The sequence below is a fragment of the Haemophilus parainfluenzae genome, from assembly GCF_003252755.1.
In the GTDB taxonomy this organism is placed as follows: Bacteria; Pseudomonadota; Gammaproteobacteria; order Enterobacterales; family Pasteurellaceae; genus Haemophilus_D; species Haemophilus_D parainfluenzae_N.
The window spans coordinates 102,671-117,476 of the sequence record NZ_QEPT01000005.1 but is presented as its reverse complement, the minus strand read 5'-3'; the positions used below and the strand labels follow the sequence as shown (position 1 = coordinate 117,476).

Below are 14,806 nucleotides of genomic sequence, written 5' to 3'. Positions count from 1 at the left end.
TTAGAAACGTTGAGCGGGTTGTGCGTTTTCAACTTGCACGAAGAAACCTTTATCATTCAAGATAATGCTGTAATCCGTAACATATTTAACGCCGTTGGTTTCCACTATCGCATTACAGCTGCGAATGCCTTGTTGTGGATAAGATTGCGTTTCACGGGCTTGCGTGATTTGTTTCACTGTCATTTGGGTGTTAGTCGCAGCACCTTGTTTTTTGAAGGCATCAGATAATACCGCAAAAACTTTTGAATCATTACATCTTGGTACGACGACGGATTTTGTCACCATACTCGCTGTTTTTTGTGCGACAGCATCGACTTTCTTTTCAGTCACTTTTTCAACAGCTTTTGGTTCCGCTTTCTTCACTTCGGTTTTAACCGCAGGTGTTTTTTTAGCAATCGCTTTTTCAGGTTTAGCGGATTCTTTAACTGCACTTTGTTTGCTTTTCACTACCGTCTTTTTATCTTTTACTGCAGTTTGCTTAGTTTTTTCTACTGGCTGTTTGCCTTTCGTTTTTGTCGGCTCTGCTTTAGCGGCTTTATTTGTCGTTTTATTTTTTATTTTTTCTTTTTTCGTTACCGCTTTTTTTGCTTCGACAATTTTAGCTGGCTTTTTCGCTTCTGCTTTTTTGGCATCGGCTTTCTTTTTCGCTGTTTTAGCTACGGTTTTAGGCGTAGTGGCTTTCTTAGCTTCCACTTTTTTAACTGCCGTTTTCACTGACTTGGTTTGAGTTGATTTTGCCGAGTGATTTGGCGATGCTGCAAAGGCCAAAACAGGTAACAAGGCAAAAATCACCGCGAGTAATTTTTTCATCCGTAATTCTCCTTAAACAAAAAGTGCGGTCAAAATTAACCGCACTTTGAAATCATTTATAAATTAAAGATAGTAGTGTTCTACGTAGTTTAATTTATCATCAAGTTTTAACACTAACGGTTGACCGGTTGGGATTTCAAAATCCATGATTTCCGCATCAGAAATACCGATAATGTGTTTTGCTAATGCACGAAGTGAGTTACCGTGTGCCACCACTAAAACACGTTTACCAGAAAGCATTGCTGGAGCAATTTGGTCTTCCCAGAATGGTAATGCACGTTCTAAGGTTAATTTTAAGTTTTCTGCGTTTGGTACAACATCAGATGGGATGTTTGCATAACGACGGTCGTTATGTGCAGAGTTTGGATCTTTCGGATCTAAATCTGGAGGAGAAATATCGTAAGAACGACGCCAGATATGAACTTGTTCGTCACCGTATTGTTCTGCGGTTGCTTTTTTATCTAAGCCTTGTAATGCACCGTAGTGACGCTCATTTAAACGCCAGTTTTTCACTTGAGGAATCCATAATTGGTGAGATTCTTCTAACACGATGTTACAGGTTTTGATTGCACGAGTTAAAACAGAGGTGAAGGCGATATCGAACTCATAGCCTTTCTCGAACAATTTTTTACCTGCTGCTTTTGCTTCTTCTACGCCGCGCTCGGTTAAATTTACATCACGCCAACCGGTGAATAAATTTTTTGCGTTCCACTCACTGAAACCGTGACGAATGAATACTAATTCCATAAGGATCTCCTAAGTATTAATAAAAAAATGATGGCTCTTTTATAGCAAAAAATCGGTATGTTTAAAAGTAAAAAGGCGGCATTTACTGATCTTTCGCAAAAAATCGCCTGTAAACTTTTAGCCACTCAAAAATAATGCTAGTATTTAAGCTTTATTCGTCCCTTAATTTCTCTCAAGTTTAGATGTATGCAGCAAAGCAATTGTAGAAAAAAAATCTTATCAAAACTGACCGCACTTTTGGCTTGCGGTCTGCTTGGCTTTTCATCTTTAGCGCAAGGCAACGATCTCACTCAAATTCAAAAACAAATTAAACAACAAGAGTCAAAGATCGCCGAGCAAAAACGCGCACAAGCTAAACTCCAAGCCAGTCTTAAAGATCAAGAAAGCAAAATTAATAGCGTTGTCGGTGAATTACGTGAAACAGAATTAAGCTTAAAAGAAATCCGCAAGCAAATGGCGGAAACGGAAAAGCAAATCAAGCAATTAGAAAAGCAAGAGCGCGTGCAAAAAGCGAAGCTCGCGCAACAAATCGATGCCATTTATCGCTCAGGGATAAATCCTTCTACCTTGGAAAGAATGCTTTCGGAAGATGCCAAAAAAGCAGAACGCATGAAAGTGTATTATCAACACTTAAATCAAGTGCGCATTGATATGATTAACAATCTGAAAGCAACACAAGAGAATCTCGCGAAACAACGCGAAGCGATTTCAGGCCAACAAAAGAATCATCGCGATCAGCTTTCTACGCAAAAGAAACAGCAGCAAGAATTACAAAAAGCGCAACAAGAACGTCAATCTACGTTAAATGAACTCAATAAAAACTTAACGAAAGATCAGAATAAACTGGAAACATTGAAAGCGAATGAAAATGCCCTTCGCCAAGAAATTCAACGTGCTGAACAAGCCGCTCGCCAACAAGAACAACGTGAGCGTGAAGCCCTTGCTCAGAAAAAGCAAGAGGAAGAAAAACGAACCTCAAAACCTTATCAACCAACCGATCAAGAACGTAAGTTGATTAACAGTACCAGTGGTTTAGGTACGGCTGCGCATCAATACAGTCGTCCCGTTTCCGGTCCGACATTGCATTCCTTTGGTTCAATCCAGGCGGGAGAAGTGCGTTGGAAAGGTATGGTTATCGGTGCACCAACGGGTACCGCGGTAAAAGCTATTGCAAGTGGTCGTGTCATTCTAGCGGGTCATCTTAATGGCTATGGTTATATGGTGATTGTAAAACACGGCGACAGCGACTTGAGCTTATATGGTTTCAACCAAGCGGTATTTGTAAAACAAGGTCAGCTTGTTTCTGCGGGACAAACCATCGCACAAGTGGGTAATACGGGCGAGATCTCTAAACCGGCACTTTATTTTGGAATTAGCCGTAAAGGAGTGCCTGTGAATCCGGCTGGGTGGATTAAATAATGGCAAGGTTCTTTCAAAGTGCGGTCAAAAATACGATTATTTTTTCAATCGCACTTTTCTCTGCTTTTACTTTTGCACAAGGCAAACTGGCTATTGTAATTGATGACATTGGCTATCATCCGAAAGAAGATGCCGAAGTTTTAGCTATGCCAAAAGAAGTCTCTGTTGCGATTATTCCAGCTGCACCCTATGCAAAAATACGCAATCAAGAAGCGAAAGCACAAAATCATGATATTCTCATCCATATGCCGATGCAGCCTGTCAGCAACATTAAAATTGAAGAAGGTGGTTTGACTTTAGGCTTGTCTGAAGCGCAAGTGAATGAGAGAGTGAAAAAAGCCAAATCTATTGTGCCAAATGCCATCGGAATGAATAATCATATGGGCAGCGCAGCCACAGCTGATACCACATTAATGACCTATTTAATGACCGCACTTCATGAGCAACATTTATTCTTTTTAGATAGTCGTACGATTGGAAAATCAGTCGCAGGAAAAATAGCAAAAGAACAAGGCGTACGTGTATTAGATCGCCACATCTTTTTAGATGACAGCGATAATTTAGTAGATGTGCAACGCCAATTTCAAAGTGCAATTCAATATGCGCGTAAACATGGCACAGCCATTGCTATTGGACACCCTCGCCCAAATACTGTAGCTTTATTAAAAGCGGGAATAAAGAATTTACCCGATGATATTCAATTAGTCGGCATGGGAAGCTTATGGCGAAATGAAAAAATCTTGCCACCTAAACCATTTATCTTACTTTTTAATGATATTCCTGCGCCAACCTCAGTTGCGCCATTTGAGCCAATCCCTTTATTAAGGGGGGTGCCGAGATAAATAAAAAGTGCGGTCAATTTTGACCGCACTTTTTTACGTTTAACTTGCCTATCGACCATTTCGTTCAAAGAATAAGACAGTTGCCGCAACACGTGAATGTACATTGAGTTTACGCAGTAAATTACGAATATGCACTTTAACCGTCTCTTCAGAAATGAAAAGTTGGCCTGCAATTTGTTTGTTGGATAAACCTGTCGCGATTAAACGTAATACATCCATTTCACGATCGGTGAGTGAATCCATTGGATCAACAGTATGTTTACGTTCTAACAGTAAATTCTTGATCGAATCACTTAAAATCACTTCGCCTTGTGCAATACGTTTAATTTGCTCAAGTAGCACATCTGGCTCGGTATCTTTTAATAGATAACCGTCAGCACCCGCATCGATGAGAGTGAAAATATCATTTTTCGCATCAGAGACAGTTAAGATCAAAATTCGTGCATCAACGCCTTCCGCACGCAAACCTTTAAGGGTATCTAAACCGGAAAGGCCTTTCATATTCAGATCTAAAATGATTAAATCCGGGGATTCTTGAATCGCAATGGAAATACCTTCTGTACCGCTTCCTACATCGGCAACGACTTCAAAATTCTCTTCTAATTCAACTAATTGTTTGATACCACGACGCATTAATGGATGGTCGTCGATAATTAATACTTTTAACTTTTCTTGCATAATTTTCTCCAAGAGATGAGAGGACGCACATTCTATCGCCTGAAGGCGAAAACGTCCACAGCCTTAGATTATTTCTCAATAGATTTTCAAAAGAAGGGATTCTATCGGGATTTTGCCTATCTTCCAATGCATATTTGTAGATATACTTCATTTATCTCAAACAATACTTGTTTTGATTTAGCTAGTCGCAACTCCTTTTGCTTTTAAATTTGAACGGCATGATATGCATACCGCTTTCTGTCAGATGCAATTGATAAAATTGCGGGTAATTAAAATTCCGCTGCACCATTTTATACGGATTTTTACAACCTTTCGAGCCGAGTGATTGATAAATCTGATTTACTTCACGGACCTTGTCATCTTTTGAACCTTCACATTGACGATAAATTTCGAGACGATTCTTTTCATCTAACAAATAGACGTTAAAGCTATTATCGGCATTATCTTCAAAGAAAAATTGTAAAAAACCTTCACTGGCAAACAAATCAATTTCAGGTGGATATCGGCGTCCCTCAGGGATAATTTCTTTCTCTTCCAATTGAGTTGGCAAAACGTCTTCAAAATTGACTGCACTTTCTTTCCCACCGTCAATAGGCTGTAAACTGATCCCTTTCTCTTCAAAAAAGAATTGCCAGTTTTTCCCAGCCACACGTAAACGGGAATGCGTTGTTGGACGACTATCCCCTAATTGAATACTGATACAACGGTTTACCAGTACGCTCACCAAGTTTCGCAATGTGCGGTTGTAGTGTTTACTGTAACAGAAAACCTGTATAGAACGTGGCTGATTCACACCTTGATCAATTTTATTAGAAAGCACTTTTAAGGCAAGCAAAATCGCATTCTGCCCTTCAAAATGTAAAGTTCGAATTTCATTCCACACATTACGGTAAGTGAAATCAATGCTGCCGACCAAGCTCTGTTCTAATTGACCAAAACTGAACAAATCACTCGGCGAGATATTTGATTTAAGTTCTTCAACTTGTGCTGTCGGGTCATTTACTAAGTTCACTGCAATAAACAAATCTCGGATTTCACACTGCGAAGAAAGTGCCTCATTTGTAGGAGCTTGACCATTTGTATGGGGGAAAAACAATCGCAAATCAGCGACAAAATTACGTAAAGTGAGCTGGTCGATATTTTGACTGATTAGATGCAAACGAGTTTCAGCTGTCAGCAAACGATTAAAATAAGCCCATGCGACGACTTTATTTAAACTTTCCCCATATTCAATCACACGTTCTTTCGAGAACATAATATGATGTGGCGGCTGATTCACCATATACCACCCATCTTTAAAACGCTTATTACCATGAACTTCGATGAATGTGAGGTGGTTTTCCGCTAAATTATGTGAAATTTGTGGGTTGAGTAATGTAATTTTACCTGGCAGCTCTTCAAATGCGGTATAAAGCTTACGAGAAAGTACCGTAATATCTTGCGGAATTACGCTAGAATTAATTTTATGTTTACGCGCAAAATCCACTAGATTTCGATAACTCATCATCAAGAAATTCACCAAATTATTGTGACTTTCTTTCACCCGTTTGATTTTCCAATTTGGACGCAGATCTAATTCTTCAATACGTTCTTTTGACCAACCCCATTCTTGGGCCATCATTTTCATATAAGAAATACGCCAATTTGACGCGTGATATAACGCAAAGTCTTCCGTCGCCTTCACATAAAAACAAGAGCGTACAAAATCAAGGCGCTTAAATTCTGAATGTGCGGTCAAATATTGGCTAATTCTCTCTAGAATCGCAATATAAGGGTCAAAATGATGTGCAGCGGTACTACGACCGGAAAGTAAATCTTCTTTAAATTGACGAGCAATTAAATGGGCATTTGGGTATTCTTGGGCATAGGTTTCCAACAATAAGATTTTCATCACCGATTTATACGGTGAATCGATACCTTTATACAGTTGCCATAAGCTCGCACCAAAATATTCACTGGCAGAAAATTGCCCTAACCCGCCAAAATCAACCCAATCATTTGGATTAAGCTCACCTTCCGCCACTAAACGCGTAACTTCGGCTTCATATTGTTTTTCATCTTCCACCCACAAGTGGAGCCACAATAATGGCTTACCCGCAAGGCGTACAGCGGAACGATAAAACTCTTCCAATAACAACATATATTGGGCAGAACCACTGTTTTCTTTGGTTAATGGATCGGAATAACGCTCATTACGGAAGCGTTTTTGCGTCATTAAATAAAAATGCATTTCCACATGAAATGTGGATGCCCATAAGCTGATTTTCTTCATTTTTTCCGCTAAGCGTTGTTGATCTTGCTCAGATAAATCATCTTGATGGCAGATCCAAATATCCAAATCTGAAGCTGAAGTTTGGCTAATGGAACCAAAACTCCCCATCACATAAATACCTAAGATCGGGGCAAAAACAGCATCAGAATTGACCGCACTTTGCACACTTGCTACAAGTTCAGGATGTTCTTTTGAGAGAAAACCTTGCTGATAATTGGAAAGGATAAAATCAGAAATGCCTACTGGGGCATCTTCCACATAACCCGGCAAAGCTGAATGATTAAGATGCAACAACAGAGGCAACAAAGAGACGATGTGTCGGAATGCATCACCAGAGCCCAGCAATGCTCGATCAAAACGACGTTTATCTAGCGTTTCAATACATTTTCGGGCTTGAGTGAGATCGTATTTCAAGGCTTCCTACCTATCACCAAATAACTGGTGTTACTGTACCACTTACCTAGTCGGAAATCAAAAATTTAAATGATCTGACTTTTTGCCCTAAAAATGGTAGCATAGGGCATAATTCTATTTAAAATCAGCGGTATTTATGGCAGTACTTAAAACCTTAAAAATAGCGACTCGTCAAAGTCCTTTAGCACTTTGGCAAGCTAATTTTGTGAAAGATCAATTAGAAAAATTTCACCCAACACTTTCTGTTGAATTAGTTCCTATGGTAACAAAAGGCGATGTAATCTTAGATTCACCTTTAGCTAAAATTGGTGGAAAAGGCTTATTTGTTAAAGAGTTAGAAAAGGCTTTACTCGAAAAACGTGCCGATATTGCTGTCCATTCAATGAAAGACGTACCGATGGAGTTTCCAGAAGGTTTAGGATTAAGTGTGATCTGTAAACGCGAAGATCCACGTGATGCTTTCGTATCCAATACATACCGCTCATTAGATGATTTGCCCCAAGGTGCTATCGTTGGAACATCAAGCTTACGTCGTCAATGCCAATTAAAACAATTACGCCCTGATCTTGATATCCGATCTTTACGTGGCAATGTGGGAACCCGATTAAGTAAATTAGACAATGGCGAATACGATGCCATTATTTTAGCCTCGGCCGGCTTAATTCGTTTAGGGCTAGCAGAACGTATTGCCTCATTTATTGAAGTGGAACAATCTTTACCGGCTGCCGGACAAGGCGCAGTGGGCATTGAGTGCCGTGTTGATGATGAAGAAGTGAAAGCATTACTAGCTCCACTTTCAGATGCGACTACGACGACTTGTGTTTTGGCTGAGCGTGCAATGAATACCCGCTTACAAGGCGGCTGCCAAGTGCCAATTGGTGGATACGCCATTGAGCAAAATGGTGAAATTTTCTTGCGTGCTCTTGTCGGAGAAACCGATGGCTCAGCGATTATTCGTGCGGAAGGTAAAAGTGCGGTTGAAAATGCCGAAGCATTAGGTGTGAGCATTGCAGAACAACTTCTAGCACAAGGCGCAGATAAGATTCTGGCGAAGATTTATTCAGCATAGGAAATTACCATGGCCGTACTAGTCACTCGCCCCGATGAACGAGGAAAAACCCTAGTTGACCAGCTAAATCAAGCCGGTGTAGTTGCCTTGCATTTGCCTTTGCTTTCTATTGAAGCGGGTGCTGAGTTGGCACAATTACCGACAAAACTTAATCAGCTAAAAAGCGGTGATTATGTGTTTTTGGTATCCCAAAGTGCGGTCGATTTTGCGGATAAAACCCTGAAAGATATTGGCTTTAACTGGCGTCAAGATTTACAATACTTTACAGTTGGACATAGAACGGCACAGCATTTTTCCTGTCAAACTGAATGCACTGTTCGTTATCCAATTACATCAGAAAATACCGAAGGTGTGCTGAATTTACCGCAAATGGCAGAATTAACAAATAAAAACTTGTTAATTTTACGCGGCAACGGCGGACGAGAATTACTACGCGAACAAGCCGCATTACGTGGTGCAACCGTTGATACTATTGAATGTTATCAACGCACACCGATTAGTTATAATAACGAAGAGCAAACCAGTATTTGTATTCGTTCTGGTGTACAAACCCTTGTGGTCACGAGCCTTGAAATTTTGCAGGCGTTAATCGAATTTGTGCCTGAAAATGAACAAAATTGGCTAAAAAATTGCTGTTTAGTCACGGTAAGCCAACGCATTGCTGATGTTGCAATACAACAAGGTTGGCATAATGTGGTGGTTTCCGCGGGTGCGGACAATCAAAGTTTACTTAATACCTTACTTAATGAAGTAACTCCCCTTTCTCACTAAGGAAAAGATATGGCGAAAGAGAAATTAACCCCTGAAACGACAGATGAAATCCAAGCAACTGATGCAGTGGAAATTCAAACTGAAGATCGCGAGCCTGTTGCGCCACGTACACAAACCGTTGTGAAGAAAAGTGGTACTGGATTAAGTTTATTGGCCATTCTCATTGCACTTGGCGTGGGTGGTGCAGGTTATTATTTTGGTCAACAACAAGTGGATGAATTCCAACAAAAATTGACCGCACTTGAAGCTCAAATCAATAATAAAACGGTGGTTTCAGCACCTGCTCAAGACGTAAAATTTGATACCACACAACTTACTCAATTAGAGTCTGAGAATAAAGCAACGCAAGACAAAATTGCCCAAGTAGAAGAGCTAATCAATGCTAAATCACACGAATTAGTTGGCTTACAATCACAAATTAATAAAGTGAGCGCGCAAGCTAATGCTCAACAACCTACTGATTGGTTATTCTCAGAAGCGGATTTCTTGCTCAACAATGCATTGCGTAAATTAGTGTTAGATAATGACGTGGATACAGCGGTTTCACTCTTAAAACTCGCTGATGAAACCCTTGCTAAAGTAAATAACTCACAATCCGCAGCTATTCGTAGTGCCATTAATCAAGATCTGAAACAACTTCTCTCCGTAGCTGGCGTGGATCAAAATGCGGTCATGCAAAAATTATCGCAATTAGCTAATACGGTTGATGAGTTACCGGTATTAGATGTGAATTTTGGTGATGACCAAAATGCAACAAAATTGTCAGATTCTCTTTCAGATTGGGCGGAAAATGCAGAAAAAAGTGCGACTTCATTCTTGAACCACTTTATCCGCATTTCACCGAAACATGGTGCAGATCGCAAAGAATTATTAGCGCCAAACCAAGATATCTACTTACGTGAAAACATTCGTTTACGCTTACAATTAGCAATTATGGCGGTGCCTCGTCAGCAAAACGAACTTTATAAACAATCTTTAGAAGCCGTTGCATCTTGGATTCGTAGTTATTTTGATACCAATGCTGAAGTGACTCAAAGTTTCTTAAAATCAGTGGATGAATTATCTGAAGTGTCCATCTATGTGGATGTGCCAAGCCAATTACAAAGCTTAAGCATGCTTGATAAATACTTAAATCGTACACCTTTAGATGTGCAGAAAGTGGAAATTGAAGCAGAAAAAGCAGTGGATAATTCACCAAGAAAAGAAGAAGTAAAACCGGCACCTGAAGCGAAAGCGGAAGAGCCAAAAGCGGAAGAAAAACCCGCTGAAGCACCAGCTGTACAACCGGCAACTGAGCCCCAACAATAAGGATAGATAATGTTTAGAGTTCTCTTTTTAATGATAGCCTTACTTGCCGGATTGATTGCAGGGCCTTACCTCTCCGGTCAGCAAGGTTATGTCAGAATTGAAACAGCAAACACCATATATGAAATGTCGCTCACCACATTAGTCATTTTCTTTGTGGTCGCACTTGCGATAATTTATACATTAGAGTGGATTGTTACCCGTTTCTTCCGTTTAAGTAGCAATACCTATAACTGGTTTTCTCGCCGTAAACGTGTGAAAGCACAACGTCAAACCCTTGAAGGCTTGATGAAGATGAATGAAGGCGATTATGCCAAGGCAGAAAAACTGATTGGTAAAAACGCGAAACATTCTGCAGAGCCAGTATTAAATCTGATTAAAGCCGCTGAAGCTGCACAGCAACGCGGTGATGAATTCAGCGCAAACCGTTATTTAATTGAGGCGACTGAACTTGCCGGTTCAGATAATCTAGTCGTCGAAATTGCTCGCACCCGTATTTTATTACAACAAAATAAATTACCGGCAGCGCGTAGTTCCGTCGATAGCTTGCTTGAAATGTCAGATCGTAACAAAGAAGTATTAAAACTTGCTGCTGAAATTTATAGCCGTTCCAAAGCTTATCAGGCACTTGATGGCATCTTAGATTTAATCGAAGGTTCTGGTTTATTCTCAGCAGAAGAATTTAAAGCCCTTCAACAAGAAACAGAAAATGGCTTGTTAGATGAGAAAATGAATGAAGAAGGCGTTGAAGGCTTGCTCGCATGGTGGGAAGCTCAGCCACGTCGTCGTCGCAATGATTTAGAATTAAAAACCGCTTTAATTCAACGTTTAATTGATTGTAACGATCATGAATCGGCTTATGAATTCACGCTTGAAATCATGAAGAAATTGGGTGATAACACACCAATTAGCCCTGAACTTTGCACACAAATTACTCGTTTACAAGCAGAAGATAACAGCAAGCTACTCAAGTTAGTAGAAAAACGTGCAAAACGTGCCGATGAAAGCCAACGTTGTTGTCTCAATCGTGCATTAGGCTATCTTTATGTGCGTAATAACGATTTTGCTAAAGCAGCAGAAGCATTTAAAGAAGTGACTGCTTGCCCAACTCAGCTTCAACCAAATGATGTCATGATGGCATCTTATGTGTTCGAACAAGCTGGTGACAAAGAAGCAGCAGAAAAAATTCGTCAGGATAGTTTAAAATCAGCCATGTCAATTCAAGACAAACCCACTGAAATACAAACTGAAGTAAAAACAGACGAAGAACCAACCGCACTTATCGCAAAACGTGATTAAATAAACAACGACGGGGCTGAATAAAGCCCCGTTTTATCATTCCCCACCACTTATTTTATTTAAAACCCGCTTCTTATTACATTTCTTTATAAGTAATAAATTTCCATTATTTTCTCACCGTTTCAAAATTTTTTACTATATCGTTACGCAAACGATTAAATTATAAAAAATGAATTGGGATTATATTTTAAGTGTCACGCCACGTTTTATTCATGCCACATTGATGACGCTTCATCTCGCCTTTTGGGGCATTTTATTGTCGATAGTGATTGGTGTGATTTGTGCTGTGATTACCACCTACAAAGTCAAATCATTAACTTGGCTAGTAAAAGGCTATATCGAGCTTTCTCGTAATACGCCTTTATTAATTCAAGTATTTTTTCTCTATTTTGGGCTTTCTAAAATTGGTCTGAAATTAGATGGGTTTACTTGCGGCATTATCGGCCTGGCATTTTTAGGTGGAAGCTATATGGCAGAAGCCATTCGCGGAGGTCTGGAAGCTGTATCAAAAGGGCAAATTGAATCAGCATTAAGTATTGGCCTAACTCCTTTCCAAGCGTTTCGCTATGTCATTTTCCCACAAGCCTTTGCGATTGCAACACCTGCAATCGGGGCAAATTGCTTGTTCTTAATGAAAGAAACCTCTGTGATCAGTGCTGTCGCAGTTGCGGAACTCATGTTTGTCGCAAAAGAAGTCATCGGGCTCGATTACAAAACCAATGAAGCCTTATTTTTATTAGTGGTGTTTTATTTAATCATTCTATTACCGATGTCTCTGTTCATCAGTTATTTAGAACGCCGTACTCGGAGAGCAAAATATGGGGCTTGAGTTATTATTCCAAGGCAGCAACATTGAACGCTTGCTCAACGGTTTATGGGTAACGGCTGAAATTGCATTCGTTTCTGTTTTCTTCGCCTGTATTTTAGGTGTCATTTTTGGCGTAATCATGACAAGCAGAAATCCCATTATTAAAGCCATTTGCCGCTTTTATTTAGAATTTGTACGCATCATTCCATTATTAGCGTTACTTTTTCTCGCGTATTTCGGTTTAGCAAAATGGTTTGATATTCACTTAGATGGCATTTCTGTATGTATTTTGGTGTTTATTTTCTGGGGAACGGCTGAAATGGGGGATTTAGTGCGTGGTGCATTAACTTCTATTGAAAAACATCAAGTAGAATCAGCCTACGCTTTAGGTTTAACGCCGTTTCAAACCTTTGTGTATATTTTACTGCCACAAAGTTTAAAACGTGTGACACCAAGTGCTATTAACCTCTTTACTCGCATGGTAAAAACCAGCTCTTTGGCGATGTTAATTGGTGTGGTTGAAGTAATTAAAGTCGGTCAACAAATTATCGAGCATTCATTATTTAGTAATCAATCAGCGGCGCTTTGGATTTACGGTGTCATTTTCGGTTTATATTTTGTGATTTGTTACCCGCTATCCTTATTTTCCCGTTATTTAGAAACCCGTTGGGAAAGTTAATTTTTATTAGGAAAACACATGGCGTTATTAGAAATTAAAAACCTCGTCAAAAATTACGGTGATGTAGAAGCACTCAAAGGCATCAATCTTTCTATAGAGAAAGGCGAAGTTGTCGTTATTTTAGGTCCATCGGGTTGTGGTAAAAGTACTTTTTTACGCTGCCTAAATGGGCTAGAGGAAATAAAGCGCGGTCATATTTTGCTGCAAAATGCAGGCGAATTAGGCAAAGACATTCCTTGGGTCAAAGCGCGTCAACGCATTGGGATGGTATTCCAAAGTTATGAACTCTTCGCTCATTTATCAGTGATTGACAATATTTTACTCGGCCCTTTAAAAGTACAAAAACGCGATCGTGCTGAAGCTGAAAAACAAGCCGATGAGTTACTTAAACGCGTAGGTTTATATGACCGAAAAAATGCCTATCCACGTGAATTATCCGGTGGACAAAAACAGCGAATTGCCATTGTTCGTTCACTTTGCATGAACCCTGAAATTATTCTGTTTGATGAAGTCACTGCTGCCCTTGACCCAGAAATGGTACGTGAAGTACTTGATGTGATCTTAGGCCTCGCCAAAGATGGCATGACGATGCTTATCGTTACCCATGAAATGAATTTTGCCCGTCAAGTGGCTAATCGCATCGTGTTTATGGATAAAGGGCAAATTATTGAACAAGCAAAACCGGAAGATTTCTTCACGAATCCAACCACGGATCGTGCGAAAACATTCTTAAATATCTTAAATTATGAACCGAGAGGGACAAACTATGAAGAAAACATTTAAAACATTGACCACACTTTTAGCTACTGCCACCTTAGCATTTGGCTTAACCGCGTGTAATGACAAAGAACCCGCTAAAGACGGGGCAAAAACGGTTTCAAGCCTTGAGCAAATACAAAAAGATGGCAAAGTGCGCATTGGTGTATTTAGCGATAAACCACCATTTGGTTATGTTGATGCACAAGGCAAAAGCCAAGGCTTTGATGTTGAAATTGGTAAAGCGATCGGTAAAGACTTATTAGGCGACGAAAACAAAGTGGAATTTGTTTTAGTGGATGCCGCAAACCGTGCTGAATACTTACTTTCTAAGAAAGTTGATATTATTCTCGCCAACTTTACTGTAACTCCAGCACGTAAAGAAGTGGTGGATTTTGCGAATCCATACATGAAAGTGGCATTAGGTGTTGTTTCAAAAGATGGTTCTGTTATTACTGACCTTGAACAATTAAAAGGAAAAACTTTAATTGTTGATAAAGGCACTACTGCCGATATTTTCTTCACCAAAAACTATCCTGATGTGAAGTTATTAAAATTCGAACAAAATACAGAAACCTTTGAAGCCTTACGTGATGGTCGTGGTGATGCATTATCTAATGACAATACCTTCTTATTCGCTTGGGCAAAACAAAATCCAGGTTATACCGTAGGCATAAAAAACTTTGGTGATCAAGATGTTATTGCACCAGCTGTTCGCAAAGATGCACCTGAATTGTTAAATTGGTTAAACAACGAAATCCAAACCTTAGGCAAAGATGGTCGTTTAAAACAAGCTTATGAAAAAACCTTATTGCCAGTTTATGGTGATACCGTCAGCGAAAGCGATATCGTGGTTGAATATAAATAATTCTCCCACATTCACTTCTCCTTTAGTCCAACTCAAGGAGAAGTGAAAACTTACTAAGTTTTGACCGCA

At 39.7% G+C, this 14,806-nt stretch carries 14 protein-coding genes; 10 read left to right on the top strand and 4 right to left on the bottom strand.

Features of this window, described 5'->3' with window-relative positions; all coding sequences use genetic code 11:
• Positions 1 to 810, bottom strand: a complete 810-nt coding sequence (locus DPV95_RS07610; RefSeq protein ID WP_049384671.1) for a hypothetical protein — start codon at positions 808 to 810, stop codon at positions 1 to 3.
• Between the two features lie 63 nt (positions 811 to 873).
• Positions 874 to 1,557 (bottom strand): 2,3-diphosphoglycerate-dependent phosphoglycerate mutase, encoded by a 684-nt coding sequence (locus DPV95_RS07605; RefSeq protein ID WP_005694847.1) that lies wholly within the window; start codon positions 1,555 to 1,557, stop codon positions 874 to 876.
• A 186-nt stretch (positions 1,558 to 1,743) separates the two neighbouring features.
• Here DPV95_RS07605 and envC point away from each other — a divergent pair, with 186 nt between their 5' ends.
• Both envC and DPV95_RS07595 read left to right on the top strand, forming a co-directional pair.
• On the top strand, positions 1,744 to 2,976 hold the full coding sequence (envC, locus tag DPV95_RS07600) for a murein hydrolase activator EnvC (protein ID WP_111406896.1): 1,233 nt from the start codon (positions 1,744 to 1,746) through the stop codon (positions 2,974 to 2,976).
• Entirely contained in the window at positions 2,976 to 3,818 is an 843-nt protein-coding gene (locus DPV95_RS07595; RefSeq protein ID WP_111406895.1) for a divergent polysaccharide deacetylase family protein, read from the top strand. The genes envC and DPV95_RS07595 overlap by 1 nt, the downstream gene beginning before the upstream one ends.
• Positions 3,819 to 3,866: 48 nt before the next feature.
• Here the strand turns inward: DPV95_RS07595 and DPV95_RS07590 are convergent, their stop codons facing one another.
• Together DPV95_RS07590 and DPV95_RS07585 are read right to left on the bottom strand one after the other, a co-directional pair.
• A complete protein-coding gene (locus DPV95_RS07590) occupies positions 3,867 to 4,496 on the bottom strand; it encodes a response regulator (RefSeq protein WP_005694852.1) in 630 nt (209 codons plus the stop codon).
• 181 nt (positions 4,497 to 4,677) lie between these two features.
• On the bottom strand, positions 4,678 to 7,182 hold the full coding sequence (locus DPV95_RS07585) for a class I adenylate cyclase (protein WP_111406894.1): 2,505 nt from the start codon (positions 7,180 to 7,182) through the stop codon (positions 4,678 to 4,680).
• Positions 7,183 to 7,318: 136 nt separating this feature from the next.
• Between DPV95_RS07585 and hemC the strand changes: the two genes are divergently transcribed.
• From hemC to DPV95_RS07545, 8 genes are all read left to right on the top strand, one after another.
• Positions 7,319 to 8,251 carry a hydroxymethylbilane synthase gene (gene hemC, locus DPV95_RS07580; RefSeq protein ID WP_065286158.1) on the top strand — a complete coding sequence of 311 codons (933 nt, stop codon included), beginning with the start codon at positions 7,319 to 7,321 and terminating at the stop codon, positions 8,249 to 8,251.
• Between the two features lie 9 nt (positions 8,252 to 8,260).
• Positions 8,261 to 9,022 (top strand): uroporphyrinogen-III synthase, encoded by a 762-nt coding sequence (locus DPV95_RS07575; RefSeq protein WP_065286159.1) that lies wholly within the window; start codon positions 8,261 to 8,263, stop codon positions 9,020 to 9,022.
• Between the two features lie 9 nt (positions 9,023 to 9,031).
• Positions 9,032 to 10,330: a uroporphyrinogen-III C-methyltransferase gene (locus DPV95_RS07570; protein WP_111406893.1), complete on the top strand. Its 1,299-nt coding sequence runs from the start codon at positions 9,032 to 9,034 to the stop codon at positions 10,328 to 10,330.
• Positions 10,331 to 10,339: 9 nt separating this feature from the next.
• A complete protein-coding gene (locus DPV95_RS07565; RefSeq protein ID WP_049366648.1) occupies positions 10,340 to 11,626 on the top strand; it encodes a heme biosynthesis protein HemY in 1,287 nt (428 codons plus the stop codon).
• Between the two features lie 169 nt (positions 11,627 to 11,795).
• Positions 11,796 to 12,455 (top strand): amino acid ABC transporter permease, encoded by a 660-nt coding sequence (locus DPV95_RS07560; protein ID WP_049366649.1) that lies wholly within the window; start codon positions 11,796 to 11,798, stop codon positions 12,453 to 12,455.
• Entirely contained in the window at positions 12,445 to 13,113 is a 669-nt protein-coding gene (locus tag DPV95_RS07555; RefSeq protein WP_005699119.1) for an amino acid ABC transporter permease, read from the top strand. Before DPV95_RS07560 ends, DPV95_RS07555 begins: the two co-directional genes overlap by 11 nt.
• 18 nt (positions 13,114 to 13,131) lie before the next feature.
• Complete coding sequence (locus DPV95_RS07550; protein WP_049366650.1) at positions 13,132 to 13,896, top strand: amino acid ABC transporter ATP-binding protein; 765 nt, start codon at positions 13,132 to 13,134, stop codon at positions 13,894 to 13,896.
• On the top strand, positions 13,880 to 14,737 hold the full coding sequence (locus DPV95_RS07545; RefSeq protein WP_049366651.1) for a cysteine ABC transporter substrate-binding protein: 858 nt from the start codon (positions 13,880 to 13,882) through the stop codon (positions 14,735 to 14,737). The genes DPV95_RS07550 and DPV95_RS07545 overlap by 17 nt, the downstream gene beginning before the upstream one ends.
• Positions 14,738 to 14,806: the final 69 nt, after the last annotated feature.

Coding starts and splice junctions, on each gene's coding strand:
- DPV95_RS07590 (WP_005694852.1), bottom strand. CDS start 4,496: ATGCAAGAAAAGTTAAAAGTATTAATTATCGACGACCATCCATTAATG.
- DPV95_RS07565 (WP_049366648.1), top strand. CDS start 10,340: ATGTTTAGAGTTCTCTTTTTAATGATAGCCTTACTTGCCGGATTGATT.
- DPV95_RS07570 (WP_111406893.1), top strand. CDS start 9,032: ATGGCGAAAGAGAAATTAACCCCTGAAACGACAGATGAAATCCAAGCA.
- DPV95_RS07560 (WP_049366649.1), top strand. CDS start 11,796: ATGAATTGGGATTATATTTTAAGTGTCACGCCACGTTTTATTCATGCC.
- DPV95_RS07545 (WP_049366651.1), top strand. CDS start 13,880: ATGAAGAAAACATTTAAAACATTGACCACACTTTTAGCTACTGCCACC.
- DPV95_RS07550 (WP_049366650.1), top strand. CDS start 13,132: ATGGCGTTATTAGAAATTAAAAACCTCGTCAAAAATTACGGTGATGTA.
- DPV95_RS07610 (WP_049384671.1), bottom strand. CDS start 810: ATGAAAAAATTACTCGCGGTGATTTTTGCCTTGTTACCTGTTTTGGCC.
- hemC (WP_065286158.1), top strand. CDS start 7,319: ATGGCAGTACTTAAAACCTTAAAAATAGCGACTCGTCAAAGTCCTTTA.
- DPV95_RS07575 (WP_065286159.1), top strand. CDS start 8,261: ATGGCCGTACTAGTCACTCGCCCCGATGAACGAGGAAAAACCCTAGTT.
- envC (WP_111406896.1), top strand. CDS start 1,744: ATGCAGCAAAGCAATTGTAGAAAAAAAATCTTATCAAAACTGACCGCA.
- DPV95_RS07595 (WP_111406895.1), top strand. CDS start 2,976: ATGGCAAGGTTCTTTCAAAGTGCGGTCAAAAATACGATTATTTTTTCA.
- DPV95_RS07555 (WP_005699119.1), top strand. CDS start 12,445: ATGGGGCTTGAGTTATTATTCCAAGGCAGCAACATTGAACGCTTGCTC.
- DPV95_RS07605 (WP_005694847.1), bottom strand. CDS start 1,557: ATGGAATTAGTATTCATTCGTCACGGTTTCAGTGAGTGGAACGCAAAA.